Source organism: Paenibacillus sp. FSL L8-0708 (assembly GCF_038009325.1).
In the GTDB taxonomy this organism is placed as follows: Bacteria; Bacillota; Bacilli; order Paenibacillales; family Paenibacillaceae; genus Paenibacillus_AQ; species Paenibacillus_AQ odorifer.
Genome location: NZ_JBBPBC010000001.1, coordinates 2202087 through 2219680 on the forward strand (window position 1 = coordinate 2202087; position 17594 = coordinate 2219680).

Annotated in this window: 18 protein-coding genes and 1 pseudogene; 16 read left to right on the forward strand and 3 right to left on the reverse strand. The window is 45.2% G+C overall.

The features are described 5' to 3' along the window. Window positions 1–118: 118 nt before the first annotated feature. The 16 genes from NYE58_RS10080 to NYE58_RS10155 all read left to right on the forward strand — a co-directional run bounded on the left by NYE58_RS10080 (window position 119) and on the right by NYE58_RS10155 (window position 8206). Window positions 119–520: a hypothetical protein gene (locus NYE58_RS10080; RefSeq protein WP_076221085.1), complete on the forward strand. Its 402-nt coding sequence runs from the start codon at window positions 119–121 to the stop codon at window positions 518–520. Then, window positions 517–897 carry a hypothetical protein gene (locus NYE58_RS10085; RefSeq protein WP_076221088.1) on the forward strand — a complete coding sequence of 127 codons (381 nt, stop codon included), beginning with the start codon at window positions 517–519 and terminating at the stop codon, window positions 895–897. The genes NYE58_RS10080 and NYE58_RS10085 overlap by 4 nt, the downstream gene beginning before the upstream one ends. 142 nt (window positions 898–1039) lie before the next feature. Next, window positions 1040–1651, forward strand: a complete 612-nt coding sequence (locus tag NYE58_RS10090; protein ID WP_341001726.1) for a hypothetical protein — start codon at window positions 1040–1042, stop codon at window positions 1649–1651. Beyond that, window positions 1648–2028: a hypothetical protein gene (locus NYE58_RS10095; RefSeq protein ID WP_341001728.1), complete on the forward strand. Its 381-nt coding sequence runs from the start codon at window positions 1648–1650 to the stop codon at window positions 2026–2028. Before NYE58_RS10090 ends, NYE58_RS10095 begins: the two co-directional genes overlap by 4 nt. Continuing rightward, complete coding sequence (locus NYE58_RS10100) at window positions 2018–2644, forward strand: hypothetical protein (protein ID WP_341001729.1); 627 nt, start codon at window positions 2018–2020, stop codon at window positions 2642–2644. The genes NYE58_RS10095 and NYE58_RS10100 overlap by 11 nt, the downstream gene beginning before the upstream one ends. A 125-nt stretch (window positions 2645–2769) precedes the next feature. Continuing rightward, window positions 2770–2994 carry a hypothetical protein gene (locus NYE58_RS10105; RefSeq protein ID WP_341001731.1) on the forward strand — a complete coding sequence of 75 codons (225 nt, stop codon included), beginning with the start codon at window positions 2770–2772 and terminating at the stop codon, window positions 2992–2994. A gap of 69 nt (window positions 2995–3063) precedes the next feature. Continuing rightward, a complete protein-coding gene (locus tag NYE58_RS10110) occupies window positions 3064–3348 on the forward strand; it encodes a hypothetical protein (protein WP_341001732.1) in 285 nt (94 codons plus the stop codon). Next, a complete protein-coding gene (locus NYE58_RS10115; RefSeq protein WP_341001733.1) occupies window positions 3345–4016 on the forward strand; it encodes a hypothetical protein in 672 nt (223 codons plus the stop codon). Before NYE58_RS10110 ends, NYE58_RS10115 begins: the two co-directional genes overlap by 4 nt. A gap of 3 nt (window positions 4017–4019) precedes the next feature. Continuing rightward, window positions 4020–4298 carry a hypothetical protein gene (locus NYE58_RS10120; protein ID WP_341001734.1) on the forward strand — a complete coding sequence of 93 codons (279 nt, stop codon included), beginning with the start codon at window positions 4020–4022 and terminating at the stop codon, window positions 4296–4298. Continuing rightward, the gene (locus tag NYE58_RS10125) at window positions 4295–4618 is read left to right on the forward strand and encodes a BC1872 family protein (protein ID WP_341001736.1); all 324 of its coding nucleotides are present in this window, start codon (window positions 4295–4297) and stop codon (window positions 4616–4618) included. Before NYE58_RS10120 ends, NYE58_RS10125 begins: the two co-directional genes overlap by 4 nt. Window positions 4619–4804: 186 nt before the next feature. Continuing rightward, window positions 4805–5215, forward strand: a complete 411-nt coding sequence (locus NYE58_RS10130) for a LexA family protein (protein ID WP_341001738.1) — start codon at window positions 4805–4807, stop codon at window positions 5213–5215. Then, window positions 5205–5357: a hypothetical protein gene (locus tag NYE58_RS10135; protein WP_341001739.1), complete on the forward strand. Its 153-nt coding sequence runs from the start codon at window positions 5205–5207 to the stop codon at window positions 5355–5357. Before NYE58_RS10130 ends, NYE58_RS10135 begins: the two co-directional genes overlap by 11 nt. 28 nt (window positions 5358–5385) lie before the next feature. After that, window positions 5386–5874 carry a hypothetical protein gene (locus NYE58_RS10140; protein WP_341001740.1) on the forward strand — a complete coding sequence of 163 codons (489 nt, stop codon included), beginning with the start codon at window positions 5386–5388 and terminating at the stop codon, window positions 5872–5874. A gap of 66 nt (window positions 5875–5940) precedes the next feature. Next, the gene (locus NYE58_RS10145) at window positions 5941–6378 is read left to right on the forward strand and encodes an ArpU family phage packaging/lysis transcriptional regulator (RefSeq protein WP_341004240.1); all 438 of its coding nucleotides are present in this window, start codon (window positions 5941–5943) and stop codon (window positions 6376–6378) included. Window positions 6379–6434: 56 nt separating this feature from the next. Next, window positions 6435–6605, forward strand: coding sequence for a hypothetical protein (locus NYE58_RS10150; protein ID WP_341001741.1), 171 nt, complete (start codon window positions 6435–6437; stop codon window positions 6603–6605). 77 nt (window positions 6606–6682) lie between these two features. Further along, window positions 6683–8206 (forward strand): recombinase family protein, encoded by a 1524-nt coding sequence (locus NYE58_RS10155; RefSeq protein WP_341001742.1) that lies wholly within the window; start codon window positions 6683–6685, stop codon window positions 8204–8206. A 19-nt stretch (window positions 8207–8225) separates the two neighbouring features. On the opposite strand, the pseudogene NYE58_RS10160 reads toward NYE58_RS10155, so the two are convergent. From NYE58_RS10160 to NYE58_RS10170, 3 genes and pseudogenes are all read right to left on the reverse strand, one after another. Beyond that, window positions 8226–8894, reverse strand: a pseudogene (locus tag NYE58_RS10160) (DUF444 family protein); the annotation flags it as partial. 174 nt (window positions 8895–9068) lie between these two features. After that, window positions 9069–10754 carry a hypothetical protein gene (locus NYE58_RS10165; protein ID WP_341001744.1) on the reverse strand — a complete coding sequence of 562 codons (1686 nt, stop codon included), beginning with the start codon at window positions 10752–10754 and terminating at the stop codon, window positions 9069–9071. Then, window positions 10751–17488 carry a DUF7507 domain-containing protein gene (locus NYE58_RS10170; RefSeq protein ID WP_341001745.1) on the reverse strand — a complete coding sequence of 2246 codons (6738 nt, stop codon included), beginning with the start codon at window positions 17486–17488 and terminating at the stop codon, window positions 10751–10753. The genes NYE58_RS10165 and NYE58_RS10170 overlap by 4 nt, the downstream gene beginning before the upstream one ends. Between the last annotated feature and the right edge of the window lie 106 nt (window positions 17489–17594).

Below are 17594 nucleotides of genomic sequence, written 5' to 3' on the forward strand. Positions count from 1 at the left end.
AAAAATTTGGACACATCAATCACCTCTATATTACTCAAGTTAACACCTATTCAGCCCAAATAATACCATTCGATAGTTTTTGATTATGTGCTTTATATCATGAGAGGAGATAACCAGTATGAGCAGAGAGCACAAATTCCGGGGCATGGACCTTGAAGGAAACTGGCACATTGGGAATCTAGCAATACTGCCCGAGGACGTGCGGCATCTGAAAAAGGGGTATTACATTTCCAACGAGGCAGGACTCCCGTTTGCTTACCAAGTACGACCAGAGACAGTCGGTCAATATATCGGTCGTGCTGATGATAAAGGCAAAGACCTTTTCGAAGGGCAGCGAGTCAAATTCACTAATCTATCATTAGGCAGATTTTCCAAGGACGAACAATGGGCAGAAGGCGTTATTGCATACAGTGAGGAAAGCTCTGTATTTTATATCAGCCAAGGCAAAGACAGCGGATGGAATCTTAGAGAATCGTCAGTTTTAGTTTTGGATGATGAAGGAGAGGCGGCGAAGGCGTGAAAACAATTAATGAGCTGGTTAATGAAGCCCACTGTAATGCTGTAGACAAAGGTTGGTGGGTTGAGGAACGGAGTTTTGGTGAAATCATTGCCCTGATTCATTCAGAGGCTTCGGAGGCACTGGAGGACTTTAGAAATGGCAAGAAGCCTACAGAGGTTTGGTACGAAGAAAAGTCCGCTTTCGGGATGACGCTCACTCGCTTAGAAATGGCAGACGATACTTGGAAACCATGCGGCATACCGTCCGAGCTGGCAGACATTGTGATTCGTGTATTTGACGCCTGTGGTCGTTATGGAATCGATCTGGAGCAAGCAATTAAGGAGAAGATGGCTTACAACGCAACACGTCCACAACGGCACGGAGGAAAGGTTATATGACTGAACTCAAGAAATGCCCCGAATGTGGTCGGACACTTTGCCAACTCTGTGAGGAAAAACATTCAGAACTGGTCATGAAAAATAAGTTCATCGGTAATGAATTGGAAGTTTGCAAGGCATGCCATAAGGAGGTATGGGGCAAATGAGTGAATCAGGAAAAGTTTCCTTACCAACACCAGAACGGATAGAAGAGATAAAAGAAGATGCTGCTCACGAAATTAGCGAAGGGTATGGTTACGATATATCAGATATAACCTACGAAGAAGCATTGGGCTTGCTGGCTGCTCTAGAAGAGTCACAACAACAGGTCAAGGATCTGAAAGAAGATAAACGGAAGATACTTGCTGTTCATGATGAACAGTGTGCCAGATCCTCTGAATACTACAACGAACTGATATTTGTTAAAAGGAAGCTGAAAGAGGAGGAACAAGAGAAGATCAAATATAAAGAAGAATCTGAGCGTTTAAACGAGATATGCAGACAACTAGCTGGAGAAGAAATGATGTTCCAGGAAGGACAATATGAAACTGAAATGCAGAGGTTGGAAGCTAAGTTAGTAGAGGAACAGCAGACCATAGCCCGACAACGGGAGGTACTGGAATCAGCAAGAAACACAATGGAGGATGCTCTATCCGTAGGCGAGGCACGGTACAAAGATTTTGACACACGGTTATGTCCGTGGGCGGATCTATCGGATGGCGTAGAAAACATAGAGGCAGCCCTAGGAAATAAGGAAGGGAGCGACAAGGCATGACACAGGTAAAGGGTATGACAGACCAGCAGCTTAACCGGGCGCTGGCGGAGTTGATGGGATGGAAATTGGTATATCGAATTGACGGTAACGAAACCAACGAAGGCACAGAGTATTGGGAAACAGATAAAGGATTCCGTCAGGTGGACTTTTGGGAGCCGACTACATGCCAAAGCGATTCATCGGAGGTACAGGCAAAGGCTATAGAGGTAGATGCACAATGGTATTTGAACGCTATCTCTCAAGTCGTGAACGGATATATCCCTGAAGGTACTTGGGAAGACGATGCGATAATCGCAATGATCAACGCCAGCCCCCGCCAGAAGGCAGAGGCGGCATATATCACGCTAAGAAAGGATGTGGGAAATAGTGGAACGTAAATATTACGAAATCAATGAAATGCAGGCGCGACAAGCGCGTAATATGTGGAGTTTTACGGAGTATGTTGCAGGGAGTGCGACAGAGGATTACAAGCGGTGCGTTGACACGGCGTATTTATATGTCGATGCCGTACCAGAACACGCGAAAGAAAAAGCCTTATATTACGCCGATATGTACGCCAAGAAATTAGCGGAAAATATAAATAAAGGTTTTCGTATTGAGCTAATGTGTCCTTCTGTAATGATTAGTGGTGCGGGGAATTTCCCAGTACGCAAAAAAGAAAAGCAAAACGAAGCAAGAGGGCGGCACTATGAAGAATATGAACGGATAAAAGGTTATTTAGAAAAAATCAAATGGCTTAAAAATTCAAAACCTATTGAGCCAACAGACCAGCCAAACAAAGAATATGACGGAGATTATTTTAAAGTTAAAGAAAACGCGGAAATCGACCGCTTACAGCTTGTATTTGATGGTAAACCAAGCGAGAACGTCCGCAGAATACTCAAATCAAACGGCTATAAATGGTCGCCGAAAAACGAAACATGGCAACGCCAACTAACGGATAATGCAAGGGCAAGTGTGGTAAGAGTTGAACGCGAAATAAAGGCGATATAAACGGCCGAAGGCTATCGTCCGACAGCATAAACCCAGCAACGCGGGGGCCGAAAGAGATCATTAAGGGAGTAGGAGTATCCCTCCTCTCCCAAAGTAGACTAATAACTATGAAGGAGTGAATCAAGTTGAAAAAGTACGAATGCACAGATAGTTTTTCGATTGATAAATGTGACGGTGATGGATTCACGATTGAAGAAAGTGGAGTGTTTATTGATAGAGGTTCAAAATGGCTTGACTGTGAAGAGGACTATCGTTTATTAGGCGGTGAAATTCGGTTGGAGAACGAAGACGGAACGTGGATCGAGTTGTCAAAAGAAGATGTTTCTGAAAGATTCAAAGAAATAGTTTAATTCGCAGTACGAAGATACAGGGACAGAGAGGGTTAATAGCCCTCCTCTCCCACAAGGAGGATATAAGAGATGAAATATGAAGAATGCGGGACAGTGGAAGTCAAAGAATCGTTCGAAGTTTTCTTGTTTGATGAATATGACGAACCAACAGGTGAAAAAGAGACTATCCAAGTAGGAACTTGCGGAGAAATAGTCTCTTATGGATGGAGCAGTACAGACGGATTCCGTAACAGATATGATGTCGAATTGCAGATAAACGGCGATGTTAAATCGATAAGCCTATATGAAAATGAATTAGAACAGCACATGCATGTTACCCCGTTTCCAGAAGAAGCCCGGGAGGAAGCCCAATGACACAAAGGGACTGGCAAAAGGATATGGAGATGGCACATACAGCCAGATACGAGCATACCATCATCCACCTTAACAATGTGCTTGATTCACTGTTCTACTGGCTGGGTGCATATGGCGGCTTAGAATCAGCATATGAAAAACAAATAGCTGAGTCTGGAAAATATTCGGAGCGTGCAGACGCAGCAGAGGCTCGAGTAAAAGAATTAGAGAATAGCGCACGTTTCGAATTAATACGTCATATCCGCACTGAAGCAGATAGAAAAGAATATCTTCTTGCTGAGGAAATAATTCGGCTGGAGGAACGGGAAAAGCAACTAAAAGAGGAATCGTCCGAGGCTATAGAGGGGTTATACCAAATCATTCAGCGCGGTGACTTAACAAGTCTCGACTTGGACCAAGCAGAGGAAGTTTATAAGCGATTCAGGTCCACCCTTTACCCAGATACCCCAGCACAACCAGTAGAAGAGAAATTGCCTGAATGGACTAAAGTGAAAAGCCGTGAAGATGGGCTGATTTATACAATCCATGATGCAACTGAAACAAATAATCAGTTCGGATATGGCGTCTACCGTTATCGGCTCAAAGAAAGATTAGACACGGGGTTTGCGCTGCACAAAAAGTGGTTCGATGTAATTGCAGATACCCCAGCACCCAAGGAGGGCGAATAGATCATGGATCAAGTTCAACGCTTTATCGCAGCAAATACGTTTCAGTTTGGCTATGTCATGCAGGAAGCAAGCCGCCAATGGATTGAAAAGGACCCCACAGGAGCATTAACGGTAGGCCCGTGTAACTTCTTTGTTGAAAAATCCGGAACTTATCACGAAATTCTCGACAAATTGGAGTTGATTGAAAAGGTTTGGCGTAACGGGAGTTTAGATGATTTGGACGAAGCAATGCGCAAGTGTTTCGATGGAAATACGGCCAGTGAGGAAGGAGATAACCAATGACACTCACAAGGGAAGAGATACTGGCGATGGAGCCGGGACAAGAGTTAAGCGAACTGGTGGCTGTACATGTAATGGACTATGAAGTCGGTGTAGTGAGTCTGGGACACTGGGAGCCATCAGAGAACATATCCGCAGCATGGGAAGTAGAGTCCATATTTGATCAAGATACTCCACTACGAGAGGATTACGCCATTGAGCTCCACAATGTAATGGGCCTGATGTTGCATGAGCCAACAACTCTGAATAACGTTTATCAATTTGCCCACGCAACACCAGAACAACGGTGTAAAGCAGCTCTGTTGGCTGTACTGAACTTATAAGGGGGCTGAGACACTTGATGGTCATTTTTTCAAAGTGGCATAACAATTACAGTTTTGTCCTTGGTCAGCCATATGCAGCAATTTTATATAAGCCCGGATGGTTGCTGATTGATGGTCAATTGTATCGGGCAGAACACTTCACATGGATGTAATTTAGGGGACTGAGACCCCAAAGGAGGTTATAAAGTGAGCCAAAGGGCATTATCAAAGCGCCAAGCAGAAGCACTCGAATTTATAGAATCTTTCATTATCAGTAATGGTTATTCTCCAGCAATCCGTGATATAGGCGCTCACTTCAAATATCAGTCAAGTTCTACTGCTTTTAAAATAGTCGAAGCGTTGGTCTTGAAAGGATACATCACCAAGGGAGAGTTTGGAGCAAGAACAATAAGACTGACTAAGAAAGTAGCTGCTCATAAAGCACAGGACACGACTCCTAGGACAGATTCAGAGCTTGAAGAATGTATTAAAGGGCTAACTCAAGCAATTCAGAAGGCACTGCTTTACGTTAACCGTAATAGTGATAAGTGGATGCCTGATGTTGCAGAAAAGGTTCTCAGAGATGCGTTGAAAGGAGTACCTGTAAATGTGGATTGAAGTAATCTTTGCAATTATCGTCATGATCTCATTTACCGGATCTGTCGCTGAAATGGATAGAAACAAGTCTGGAGGCATGCATATGGCAGCTATATGCGTTGCTTCAATTATCGCACTAGCTGCAGTCATTATTTTTTCATAAAACCCAAATTTGAGAGGAGCAATTATAAATGAAAATTAAAATAGCAGCGCACTTCAATAAACAAACGAAGGACTCTAAAAAGGAACTTGTACAGTTCCACGTAAAGGGTGATGACGAGAAGAAGCCTGAGCTTAACGCAATGACGAGATCGGTGGTTGTGTTGAGTATTGACGGTGTGGAGCAGTCCCTGACAACCGAGTTCAGTAAGAGTACGAAGGATGCCAAGAAGACAGTACTGGAGTTCATCGTCAAGGGTGACACATCCTCTGAAAACTCCTATGAATTCTACCGGAAGGCTGGATCGGATGTAGTCTTGGAAATCGCTGAATCTCAAATGAGCATCGAAGAGTTCCGAGGTGATGACGATGAAGAGGATCATGAAGAGCCAAGAGAAGGCGTACGAGGCAAGGTTAATCCAGACGGTACGATTGAATTAGAAGACAAGGATCAACTCACCATTGAGGAGATCGCAGATGGTCCGGTAATTCCTGAGAATAAAGACGATTTTCCGTTCTAAGATGATACACGCCCCGGCTTCGGTCGGGGGATTCTCTTTACAGATAGAGGTGATGAAGTGACACAGATGTCTTTTGAATTGCCGGAATTGGATAGGAAAAAGACGCAGGATGCAGTGGAAGCAGCGCTGGATAAATATCGGATGTTTAAGCTAATCTCCTTTGAAGAAAGAGAAGCTACAACGACAGCGGCGTGGTCAAAGACTCCAAGAAGTGATACAGGTGTAACGAGTGATCAGACAGGTGATATTGCCGCTCATAACATAGATGCACCCATGGCTCGGAAGTTACACTGTGAAAAGATCGAACGGGCAGTTAAAAGACTTCATCCAAAAGAAAGAAAACTTATAGAGGAACGTTACATGAAGGAAGATTACGTCTTCGATTATGTAGTTTATAGTCAAACGTTAGGGATAAGCGAGGCTACTTATTATAAATATCGTTGGAGAGCATTTTATAAGTTGGCACTAATCTTAGAAATAGCAGTGACTAAAAAAAATGAATAGGACAAGTTTCCTTAACAATAAAAATAGTGTAACACTATCCAGGCAGGAGGGGTGAGATGGGCATTCGGTTTACAATTGAAGTTGTAAAAGGAACGAAATCTCCATTGGAGTGTTATGCTCAAATGCTCAAGGATCATGCTAAAGAGGTGCGTGGCATTAACCTAAATGTCGAAATCGTTGATGCTGAAAAGTACAAAAGTTACGAACACCAAAACACCCATAAATAAATGGGTGTTTTTTAGTTAATGATGCAAGTATAATGTTACCTAGTTATCTCTCTAATTAACTATAAGGAGTTTCGTCTATGGATAAGATTAAATGCGGTATTTATGCTCGGGTTAGTACGGATCGGCAAGGTGATTCAATTGAAAATCAAGTAGATCAAGCAAGGGAGTACTTGCGTAGACTAGGAGATGAATATGACGCTGAAGATATCGAGGTGTACAAGGATGAGGCTGTATCTGGATACTACACTTCTGTATTTGATCGTGCAGAGATGAAACGGGCAATTGAAGACGCGAAACAGAAGAAGATTCAACTTTTAGTATTCAAAGAGGTAAGTCGGGTCGGGCGTGATAAGCAGGAAAACCCGGCTATAATAGGCATGTTTGAACAGTATGGTGTACGGATCATTGCAATTAATGACAACTACGACTCTTTAAACAAAGACAATATAACTTTTGATATTTTATCGGTTCTCTCAGAACAGGAGAGTAAAAAAATATCAGTCCGTGTAAGTAGCGCTAGAAAGCAAAAGGCAGCTCGGGGGCAATGGAACGGAGAGCCTCCATTCGGGTACATCGTCAACCCTAAGACGAAACACCTTGAAATTGATGAAGAGCTAGGTAAAGTTCCGCCTTTAGTTTTTGATTTGTACGTTAATAAGGGGTTAGGAACATTTAAAGTTGCGGAGTATCTCAACAAACACGGGATATTGACGAAGAACGGGAATTTGTGGAGTAGGGAGACGATTAATCGATTGATTCGTAATCAAGCCTACATTGGACAAGTTGCCTATGGAACCCGGCGAAATGTACTTAAAAGAGAATATGATGAACGTGGAGCAATGAGCAAAAAGAAGGTACAGATCAAAGTGGACCGTAAGGAGTGGCAAATCGTCGAGAATGCTCACCCTATACTCGTTGATAAAGAATTATTTTATGAGGCGCAAAAGCTTATTTCTTCCCGTTCTCATGACCGTGGAGTTAAGAGAGCTTATCATCCACTCACAGGAATATTGATCTGTGGGCAGTGTAAGCAGGGTATGGTCTGCCAAAAACGTTCAGTTGGTAATAAAGAGTATAGGTATTATATCTGCAAGACATATCATAAATACGGTCGTGATGCATGCTCCCAAGCGAATATACAAGCAGATGATCTCGAATCAGCTGTATTAGATGACCTATTGATGAGACTGAACAATATTCCGGAAGAACATTTTTTGTTAAGTAGCAATAGAAGCCAAGATATTGAACTGCTTTTAGGTGAGTTGAAAGGTATTAGTTCCCGAAAGGCTAAGGCTGCGAAAGATCAGATGGATATCTTCGAGCAACGCGAATTATTCCCAGAAGAGTTATACAGAAAAAAGATGATGGAATTCAAATCTCTTACAGCTGAATTAGAAGTAGAAGAAGAAGTGCTTAAAAATCAAATCGCGGGTATCGAGGAGAAAATAGGGGAGGCATCAAAGTTTTTGAATATGAGATCCGAATGCCTCATGGTTGATCGCAGCGACTCTAATCAAGTACGAGTAATGCTGCACCGTTGGATAGATCATGTTCAAATCAAAGACAAAGCTCTTCGAATAGAGTATAAGTACGACATTTAGTTAATTATGATACACTCTTCGAACCTGACGTATCCATCATCGCAATAATGACCGCATTGGAATGAGGTGTTCTAATATCATCCCATGTTTTGTAGCGCAGATCATCTGGGCTGATACTGTGAATGCCGGGATTTCCGCTGCTTGCATTGCGTCGGAGATTCTCCAGCAGCGTACGTTTTTTATCGATGTTGGACATCATCCCTTTTTTACGAATATCGTTAAAAATTATGGATTTGACCTCGATCTCTTCCTTATTCTTAGGCTTCAGATGAGGCAATTCCATATCCTGAAACAGAATGTCCTCCAGATCTTCCAGATTGACCTCTGCTTCCACGGTATCTTGGCCCGGCTGATCACCTGCTTTTTCTCCCTTACCGGGCTGTGCCGATTGTGAATCGCGCCCAAGCACATCGCCGACCTGACTTTCCCCGTCCCCCTGTCCTACATGCTTCTGTTTACGGAAGTTATAAATAATCCGGTATTCATCCAGACTGCGAATCGGAACCTTCACAATCTGCTTACCGCCTGACAAAATAATATTTTCTTCGGTAACGAGGTCAGGCAAATTATCCTTGATGGCTTCTCTGACCTTTTGCTGATGGCGTTCCTGATCCTGATGACCTTTACGATGAAGGGACCAGTCTTCTTTTGAGACTACGAAGGAAAAGGGACCGGATGATTGCGACAGGATGACCACCTCCCATGGAATATGAAATGTTGATTGAGGGAATTTTTTGCAAAGTATATATTTGGGTCCCCCGCAAAGTACCTGAGTACGCATAGAAAGCAAAGCCTCACTTTGTGGGGATGTTTTGGGGTTGTAACTAAAGTATATTCATGGGGATGAGGGATATGTGATTTCTTATTCACTGATCTCATCTAGGGTCAGCACATAGCTGTTAGATTGGCTTTCGCCAGAGTAGTTACGTCCATCCATATTGAAAGAGTATTGAGCATTTACGGAGCCCTTAAGGAAACGACCCATTACCTGTTCACTCACCTGGACAAAATAATGAATGTTAACCATAGATGCAGCATTAACTACCCCCAGCGGCAAGGTGCCGGCAAATGAAGATTGTGAATTCGGAACTCCATCAATCACAATGCTGTTGGGATCAAGAAAACATTTTTCCGGGATTAGCCGATTCAGAGATATTTCCGCAGGCCAATTTCCGCTATTGGTTAGTGAGATCCAGCATTGGACTCGCTCTCCTGCTTCTACGATAGTTGGTTTTGCATGGACTACGAGTGAAATGACAGGTGTGACTACTAGGGTGGTAACTGTATTGGAACGAGAGGTTTGCCGTACGGTCCGTCCGTCTGGAAGCACAAAGGTATACTGAACACTACCATGGTTTTGTACGGCTGCGATTTCATGAATGTTAATGGCTGCAGGTATACTCACTTGAAAAATTACAACTGCTGTAGTTCCGCCTCTTAAAGTACCTAACTGGATGCCTTCCGCTGGTCGTGCACCTTTTTGCAACACTCCATTTAAGAGAACACTATCCCATACGAAAAGAGTACCTGAAGGTATAGCATCTGTTAGGACTGCATTTACAGCCAGATTCCCGTTGTTCGTTACCGTAAGCTCATATCTCAAATTATCGCCCGGAGCTGCTGTAACATGATCCACTTTTTTACTAATGGTGACCCCCGCTTGGACAAGTGAGACAACCGCAGTGTTACTTTCGGTCGTAATTGTATGCTCATCGACTGAATAGGTGACAACCGCGCTGTTGGTTAAGGCCAACGAGGGAGAAAACTCTGTTACTCGGACACGAAAAGTAATATCAACGCTTAGGTCTGTGTCCAGGGAACCGAGTAATATCCCCTGTGCCGGGTCTGATTCTGGGTAATAAATCCCACCTGCGATGACACTCCCCGGTATAAACACCGCCCCGTCCGGAATAGAAATTATTGCACTGATTTGAGTTAAGAGGCTGTTTCCTTCATTTGTAAGCCGCAAGGTGTAAGTGACTACATCCCCTATAAAAGAAGTCGGAGTACTTGCAGACAAGGAGGTCGAGAGCTGGTAGGAGCGTAAAGAAACCTGTACGGAATTTGAAAATAGATCTCCTTTAACGATTCTTCCCTCCGGTGTGGAAAAAGAAAAACGGCCTAGCGCTTTATTTTGCAGCACTAGGGAAGACGGCAGGGAAATGATGACGACTTGAAAGGCGATGCTCACTTGATTCTGCGGTGCAATAGAACCAAGGGGGATGCCTGAAGACGGTGTAGCCCCCGGAAGAGGCACACCGTCTCTGAGCACACTGTTGGAAATAAAGGATACACCTTCTGGAAGAATGTCAAACACCGTCAAAAAAGCATCTGTATTTCCATTATTACTGGCTGTAATGGTATACACCAAAGTGTCGCCTAAAGAGGCGTGGAATTTATCTGTACTCTTCAGCAATGAAAGCACGGGGCCCACGACCGGGGTGTTAACGGTATTGGAATAGACAATTCCGTCAACACCCGCTGCCGAGTTGAAGAGTACCATGGACTGATTGGTTACGACAGGTTGGGTACGTGAGCCGGGAATCATAACGCTACTACCTGAACCTGGAAGGTAATGGTTGAAGAAGCACCTGCAGCAATTGTACCAATTGCGATTCCCGAAGCCGGACTGCCACTAGGACGTGGGGCTCCATCTACGGTAATGCTTCCCGTTACGAACTGGCTGCCAGCTGGAATAGGGTCAACCATGATGACATTATTAACTGGTGAAATCCCTAAATTGGTGACAACAATCGTATAGGTGATGATATCGCCAACAACCGCATCAATAGAAGTAGTGCTCTTAACCACACTTACGTCAGGTGAAGATACAGGGATAATTAGGACATTTGAGACAGAGGATCCCGTGAGTGAACGTCCATCTGGTGGTGTGAATGTGAAATTTGCTGTAGCTTGATTGACCAATTGCTGCGGTGAAGGCAGGGACGCAATAGTAACCTGTAAGGTAATCGTTACTGTTACTGTACTTCCCGGAGCTACCGACCCAATACTTAAGCCAGTAGCCGGATCTGATCCTGGTTGTGGTACCCCATTCACGAGCACGCTGTTTGGAACAAAGACAGCTCCGTTCGGAATGGTATCGGTGATAACTACATTTGCTATGAGGTTACCAGTATTCGTCACATTTAAGGAGTAAGTAATCGTATCTCCGACAGTTGCGGCGGTTCTGTCCGCCCCTTTGACAACTACAATGATAGGTTGATATACCGGAATAACAAGTGTATTTGAGAATGAAGATCCTGAGAATGCGCCGGACGTGAAACTGACGGAAGCTTGATTACTAAGTGTTGCAGGATTAGGCAGCACATTGACAATCGTGTTGAACGAGACTTGGAAAGATGCTCCCGGTGCAAGTGTACCGAGCGAGACCCCGTTCGCTGGGTTCGCGCTAGGGCGTGGAGTGCCATCTACGGTCACACTGCCAGCGACAAAGCTAGAGCCTGCAGGTATTGGATCACTGAGGTTAACGTTACTGATATTTGCTATTCCGCTGTTGGTAACAGTGAGGTTATAAGTGATGGTATCCCCAACAACGGCATCGGTAGCTGTCGAAGATTTAGTGACGATAACGTTCGGTGAGGATACTGAGATTGTTGTTGTATTGGAATTGATCGAATTGTTAAATGTCCGTCCATCTGGAAGTGTGTATGCAAACGCGACGGAAGCTTGATTGAGCAGCTGTTGGCTTGCCGGCAATGTTGTGATAAGCACTGAGAACATTACAGACAGGCTTCCATTCGCGGAGATTACCCCCAGTGGGATCCCGGCAGCTGGGTCTGCTCCTGGAGCAGGAGCGCCTTGAATGAGTACACTATTTGGAATAAACGTTGTACCCGCTGGAATGGTGTCACTCAGGGTTGCTAAAGCTCCGTAGTTACCTGTGTTGGTCACATTTATAGTATAAGTAATCGTATCCCCAACGGTAGCATTGACTGAATTGGAGCTTTTTGCTGCTGCAAGGATAGGCAGATAGACAGGCGTCGTGACGATATTTGAGAAGGCTACATTTGAGACAACACCTGAGGTGAAGCTGACTGTTGACTGATTATTTAACAATCCAGTAGGCGGTAGTGAAACTACATTTACAGTAAAAGCAACAGTTACGGTTACACCAGGTGCTATGCTGCCTAGGGTCACTCCAGTAGCTGGGCTAACTCCTGTGCGAGGCACACCGTCCACAAGCACGCTGCCTGTCACAAAGGTGGTGCCGGCAGGAAGGGCGTCTGTGAAGACCACATTATTTACAGTGGCAATCCCGTTATTAGTTAAAGCTATGGAATAAGTGATTGTGTCACCGACTGTAGTTGATGTTGTGGTTGTAGTTTTAATTACAGCAATATTAGGTGAGGAGACCGGAATAGTGACGGTGTTAGAGAGTGCAGTCCCATTAAGTGTACGTCCGTCGGGTAAGGTGAAGCTGTATGCTGCGGTTCCTTGATTGACCAGTTGCTGAGGACTAGGCAATGAAGTGATGTCAACCGTGAAAATGACTACGGTCGTTCCTCCAGGCTGTATTATTCCAGCTGCAATTCCGGTGGAAGGATCCGCTTGCGCTAAAGGGAGTCCATTAATGAGCACGCTATTCGGAACAAAAGCCGTACCTGCGGGAATATTATCCGTCAATGTTAAATTAGCAGCATAGTTTCCTGTGTTACTCACTGTCAGTGTGTAGCTAACGGCATCGCCAACCGTGGCATTGGCTGTACTAGCACTCTTGACTACGGCAATGTTCGGCTGGAACACAGGGACAGTAACGGTATTAGAAAAAGTGGAGCTTGAAATAACACCTGAAGTGAAGGTAACGGATGCCTGATTGATGAGTGAAGCTGTAGGAGGGACGGAGGTAACAGTAACACTGTAAGTAACCAGCGCTGATGCACCGGCTGCTAGAGTGCCGATAGATATCCCCGAAGCAGGATTCAAGTTCGGGAATGGAACTCCGTTGACAGACACGCTGCCTGTTACAAAAGTACTCCCTACCGGTGTAGGATCATTGAGTAAGACGCTAGTAACAGATTCTATACCATTATTAGTTATATTGACGTTGTAAGTGACCGTTTCACCAACAGCAACTGATGTTGAAGTAGTGCTCTTGGTAACGACAATGTTAGGAGCAGAGACTTGTAAAGTTACAGTGTTAGACACCGCAGTCCCAGATAACGGTCTACCGTCAGGCGGAGTAAAGGTAAAGCTTGCAGAAGCCTGATTACTAATCTGCTGAGGTGTTGGCAGGGAGATGATATCAACGGTGAAGCTGACTGCAATACTGGCACCAGGAGCGACATTTCCTACAGCTATCCCTGTATCAGGGGCTGATCCGGGTTGAGGCATACCACCTACAATGACACTATTAGGAACAAAAACTGTACCTGCTGGAATGTTATCAGTTAGCGTAAGATTTGCAGCCAGATTACCTGTGTTGCTAACAAGCACTGTGTAGATGACAGAATCACCGACAACTAAAGCATCGAAATCGCCGTCTCCATCAGCGGCACTTTTTACTAAGGAGATTTGGGGCTGAATAACTGGTGTAGTTGTGATATTAGATGAAGAAGAACCGGAGAATACACCGGATGTAAAACTGACAGACGACTGATTGTTAATCTGTGATGGTATCGGCATCGTTATCCTCACCTCGAATGTTACGGTAGCTGTGGCGCCAGGGCTCAAACTACCGATTGGAATGCCGGCGGACGGAACTGCTAGCGGCAGAGTAGTGCCACTTACAATTACGGTTCCGGGAATAAAAGCGACATTCTCAGGCAGAGGATCGCTGAGAATGATATTGCTTACTGTTGCAATACTGTTGTTGGTCAATACAGAGGTAAAGATAAGGATATCACCAGTAACAGCAGTAGCAGCGTTTACGCTTTTTACAACACTGACGTTAGGGGCGGACACTGGGACAGAGAGCGTATTGGACACTACATTTCCACCGAGCTGACGCCCGTCTGGAAGGGTGAAATTATATGTCGCTGAAGCAGAGTTCAGCAATACTTGTGATGGAGGCAGGGCTGTGATTGTGACCAGAAAACTTACGGTGACACTATCACCAGGAGCGAGCGGTCCAACTGGAATGCCAGTTGCCGGATTATATCCGGGCAAAGGTGTTCCTCCAATAATGACACTATTCGTGTCAAACACGGCTTGGGGTGGCAGGATATCAGTTACTAATAGAGTAGCTGCAATATTCCCGGTGTTGCTGATCAGGATGGAGTATGAGAGAGATCCCCCTACAGATGCCTGTGCTGCATTGGCGCTTTTGACCATACTAAGGATGGGCTGAAATACAGGTGTTACTATCGTGTTTGAGAGCGAAGAACCGGTGAACGCCCCAGAGGTGAAGGAGGCGCTGGCTCTGTTTGTAAACTGTGCTGGACTTGGCAAGGAAGCAACATTCACTCTAAAAGACACCGTGACAGAGCTGCCCGCGGCGATACTTCCGATTGCTATACCTGTACTTGGGTTAGCCGCTGCAACCGTCGAACCGTTGACAGTCACACTGCCTGCTACAAAAGCTCCCCCCGTAGGAATAGGGTCAGAGACAACAACGTTAGTAACAGTGACGCTGCTTGGGTTGGACACTATGACTGAATAAGTAAGATTTTCTCCAACCGCTACATTAGTTAGATTTGCAGTTTTGGTTAGTGTAATGTTTGGAGCGGAGACCGGAATGGTTAGGGTATTGGATAGACTGGTCCCGGAGAATGATCTTCCACTTGGCAGTTGGTAGGTGTAATTGCTACTGCCTTGATTATTCAGAACAGGTGGAGCAGGCAGAGATTGTACAGAGACAAGAAAGGTCACAGGAACAGCTGCCCCAGAAGCTAAAGTGCCTAAGTTAATTCCTGTAAGTGGAGAGTCAGCAGGTCTAGCAACACCGTTAACAGTTACACTTCCCGAGACAAAGGCGCTTCCTGAAGGAATATTGTCGCTCAGGGTTACAGCCGCCCCGATATTCCCTGAATTCTGAACATTTAACGTATAAAGAATATTGCCACCTACAGTTGCACTGGAAACGTTCGAGCTTTTTGCAATTTGGATTACAGGCTGATACACGGGAGTTGTAGTCGTGTTTGAGACTGAAATGCCAGTAAAAGCACCCGAGCTAAAAGAGGCACTAGATTTATTCAATAGCTGAGCGGGACTTGGTAATGAGATAACGTTGACTTGAAAAGTGACGGCAACGGAGCTTCCGGGAGCGATGGTACCGACAGCAATCCCTGTTCCAGGATTAGCTGAGGGTTGTGATACACCGGCGACGGTGACACTTCCGGGAACCAGCGATGTACCCGCAGGTATGGTATCTGAGAGTGAAACGTTGGTAACTGCTGCAATTCCGTTGTTACTGATTACTGAGGTGTAGAGCAGTATATCTCCGACAGTTACGTCGGTGAATCCAGCGCTTTTGACTACGGTAACATTGGGTGTTGTAACGGGAATAGACAAAGTGTTGGACGAGGCAGAACCAGCTACCGTTCGCCCATCTGGAACTTGAAACGTATAAGCGGCGCTTGCTTGGTCAACCAACTGCGGCGGTGAGGGAAGACTATTCACGATGACCCGAAATTGAACAGTAGAACTGCCACCGGCGGCAACCGTACCGATAGCAATCCCCGTGGCAGGGTTACCAGCGATAGGATTTCCATTGACGGTGAAGCTGCCTGCGACGTAAGAGCTGCCTGAAGGAATGTTATCCGTAAGTGTTGTTACCGCGCCGATATTTCCTGTGTTCGTGATTTGAAGGGTATAGGTGATCTGATCTCCAACCGTAGCATTGGTGGTATTGGCTGATTTCACAATGTTAAGGACGGGTGAATATACAGGTAAGGTTACTGTATTAGATGGAATGACCCCCGTCATGATAGGGCCTCCGGCTACACTTTGAAACGTAAAGGCAGCGTTGGCAGTATTTGCGATATTTTGTGGACTTGGCGGCAATGAAGTGACTTTGGCTTGATATGTAACCGTTATTGAACTGCTTAAAGCTAATGAGCCTAATGGGATTCCTGCTGTAATATCAAAAGTAGGCCTTACGACGCCAGCAACGACTACGCTTCCAGTTACAAAAGTGGATCCTGCCGGCAGCGCATCTGATAAAACGACACTTGCTGCTCCTGCTGTTCCTGTATTACTGATAGTCACCGTATAAGTTACCGTATCACCGACTATGGGGCCGGCTACATTAGCGCTTTTAGTGAGGTTTATTTTAGGAGCATTGATATCAACCTGTATGGCATTACCGTTGAGTACATAAGCATCGCCTGAGGTGGTTAATTGTAATACGGCTGAAGATTGATTGTTTATCAGCCGGGCGGAGACGTCAACATTGGTAATATCCCAGCCTTGACGGCCGCCGATAATGTTGGTCCCTGGGTTTCCGTTGGTTTGATTGCGGTTTCCAAAGGTACCTGTTGTGTTTAGATTACCTGCATCATTGTTAATCTGTGACGCAAAAAAGTTGTTGGCAAAGTTGTTTGGTCCCGATAAAGCAACAAGTGTAGCCGAGGTTGGACCAAATAACGCTTGATCCCCCGAACGGTTGGCATCCCCCTCCTGTGCGCTGAATAACGCTCTGCCGCCAAGCGCACCTGTAATTGGTGTTGCGAAGCCTGTGATCGTAGTTGAAACTGGGGCTGAGGTTGCCTGTACAAGTATTGCACCTGCCCGTAGGGACATATTGCGAAAAGGTAAGGCTGTATTTTGGTAGATTACGCCTAATGTCCAGCCAGCATGGTTGGCCGTGGAATCACTAGGGATAACAATCGTACCCACTACACCGCCAGTGGTGTAGGTGCCGGCGCCGCCTTGTTGGATAATGCTGGTCACGTTGGCGGAACGAACATATGCTGATGCACCACCTCCCAAATCGACTACGTTGCTCGTTGCTGAATCGGGAGTAACGCTGAATGTAGTGCCAGCAGGAGTTATTAGGGAGACAGGATTGTTAATGGCCGAACTGAGGTTAACGGTTCCGTTAATATAGGTACCGCCCCATATCAGTTCTGCATACAGCACTGTGCTGCCAGATGGTAGGACCAGTATGGCTGCTGAACTGTTGCTTGTATAAAGACTAGTAGTTCCGCTAGGATAGGAACCAAATGTCGATGAAGTATTAACAGTAGTAAAGCCACCGATGCTGTCTAGTGTCCCTGGCACTCCGATCGTATCGGAGCGGCTAAGTCCAAGCGTGTTGCCGGTAAATGTGATAGCACCGGTCGCATTGATCGTTGCCCGTACGACTAGTGGAATGATTCTCACCTCCTTCGAGGTTGATTTTGGCCAAAAGTGAACCGTCCTATAGTTAGGACGGCACAGTTAATACCTGTATGTTAGCCTATGATACAAAATGGGTATTAGTGTATGT

Excerpts from the sequence above, each read along its gene's own strand:
- NYE58_RS10080 (WP_076221085.1), top strand. The coding sequence starts at position 119 with ATGAGCAGAGAGCACAAATTCCGGGGCATGGACCTTGAAGGAAACTGG.
- NYE58_RS10090 (WP_341001726.1), top strand. The coding sequence starts at position 1,040 with ATGAGTGAATCAGGAAAAGTTTCCTTACCAACACCAGAACGGATAGAA.
- NYE58_RS10095 (WP_341001728.1), top strand. The coding sequence starts at position 1,648 with ATGACACAGGTAAAGGGTATGACAGACCAGCAGCTTAACCGGGCGCTG.
- NYE58_RS10110 (WP_341001732.1), top strand. The coding sequence starts at position 3,064 with ATGAAATATGAAGAATGCGGGACAGTGGAAGTCAAAGAATCGTTCGAA.
- NYE58_RS10115 (WP_341001733.1), top strand. The coding sequence starts at position 3,345 with ATGACACAAAGGGACTGGCAAAAGGATATGGAGATGGCACATACAGCC.
- NYE58_RS10120 (WP_341001734.1), top strand. The coding sequence starts at position 4,020 with ATGGATCAAGTTCAACGCTTTATCGCAGCAAATACGTTTCAGTTTGGC.
- NYE58_RS10125 (WP_341001736.1), top strand. The coding sequence starts at position 4,295 with ATGACACTCACAAGGGAAGAGATACTGGCGATGGAGCCGGGACAAGAG.
- NYE58_RS10135 (WP_341001739.1), top strand. The coding sequence starts at position 5,205 with ATGTGGATTGAAGTAATCTTTGCAATTATCGTCATGATCTCATTTACC.
- NYE58_RS10140 (WP_341001740.1), top strand. The coding sequence starts at position 5,386 with ATGAAAATTAAAATAGCAGCGCACTTCAATAAACAAACGAAGGACTCT.
- NYE58_RS10145 (WP_341004240.1), top strand. The coding sequence starts at position 5,941 with ATGTCTTTTGAATTGCCGGAATTGGATAGGAAAAAGACGCAGGATGCA.
- NYE58_RS10150 (WP_341001741.1), top strand. The coding sequence starts at position 6,435 with ATGGGCATTCGGTTTACAATTGAAGTTGTAAAAGGAACGAAATCTCCA.
- NYE58_RS10155 (WP_341001742.1), top strand. The coding sequence starts at position 6,683 with ATGGATAAGATTAAATGCGGTATTTATGCTCGGGTTAGTACGGATCGG.
- NYE58_RS10165 (WP_341001744.1), bottom strand. The coding sequence starts at position 10,754 with ATGATTCCCGGCTCACGTACCCAACCTGTCGTAACCAATCAGTCCATG.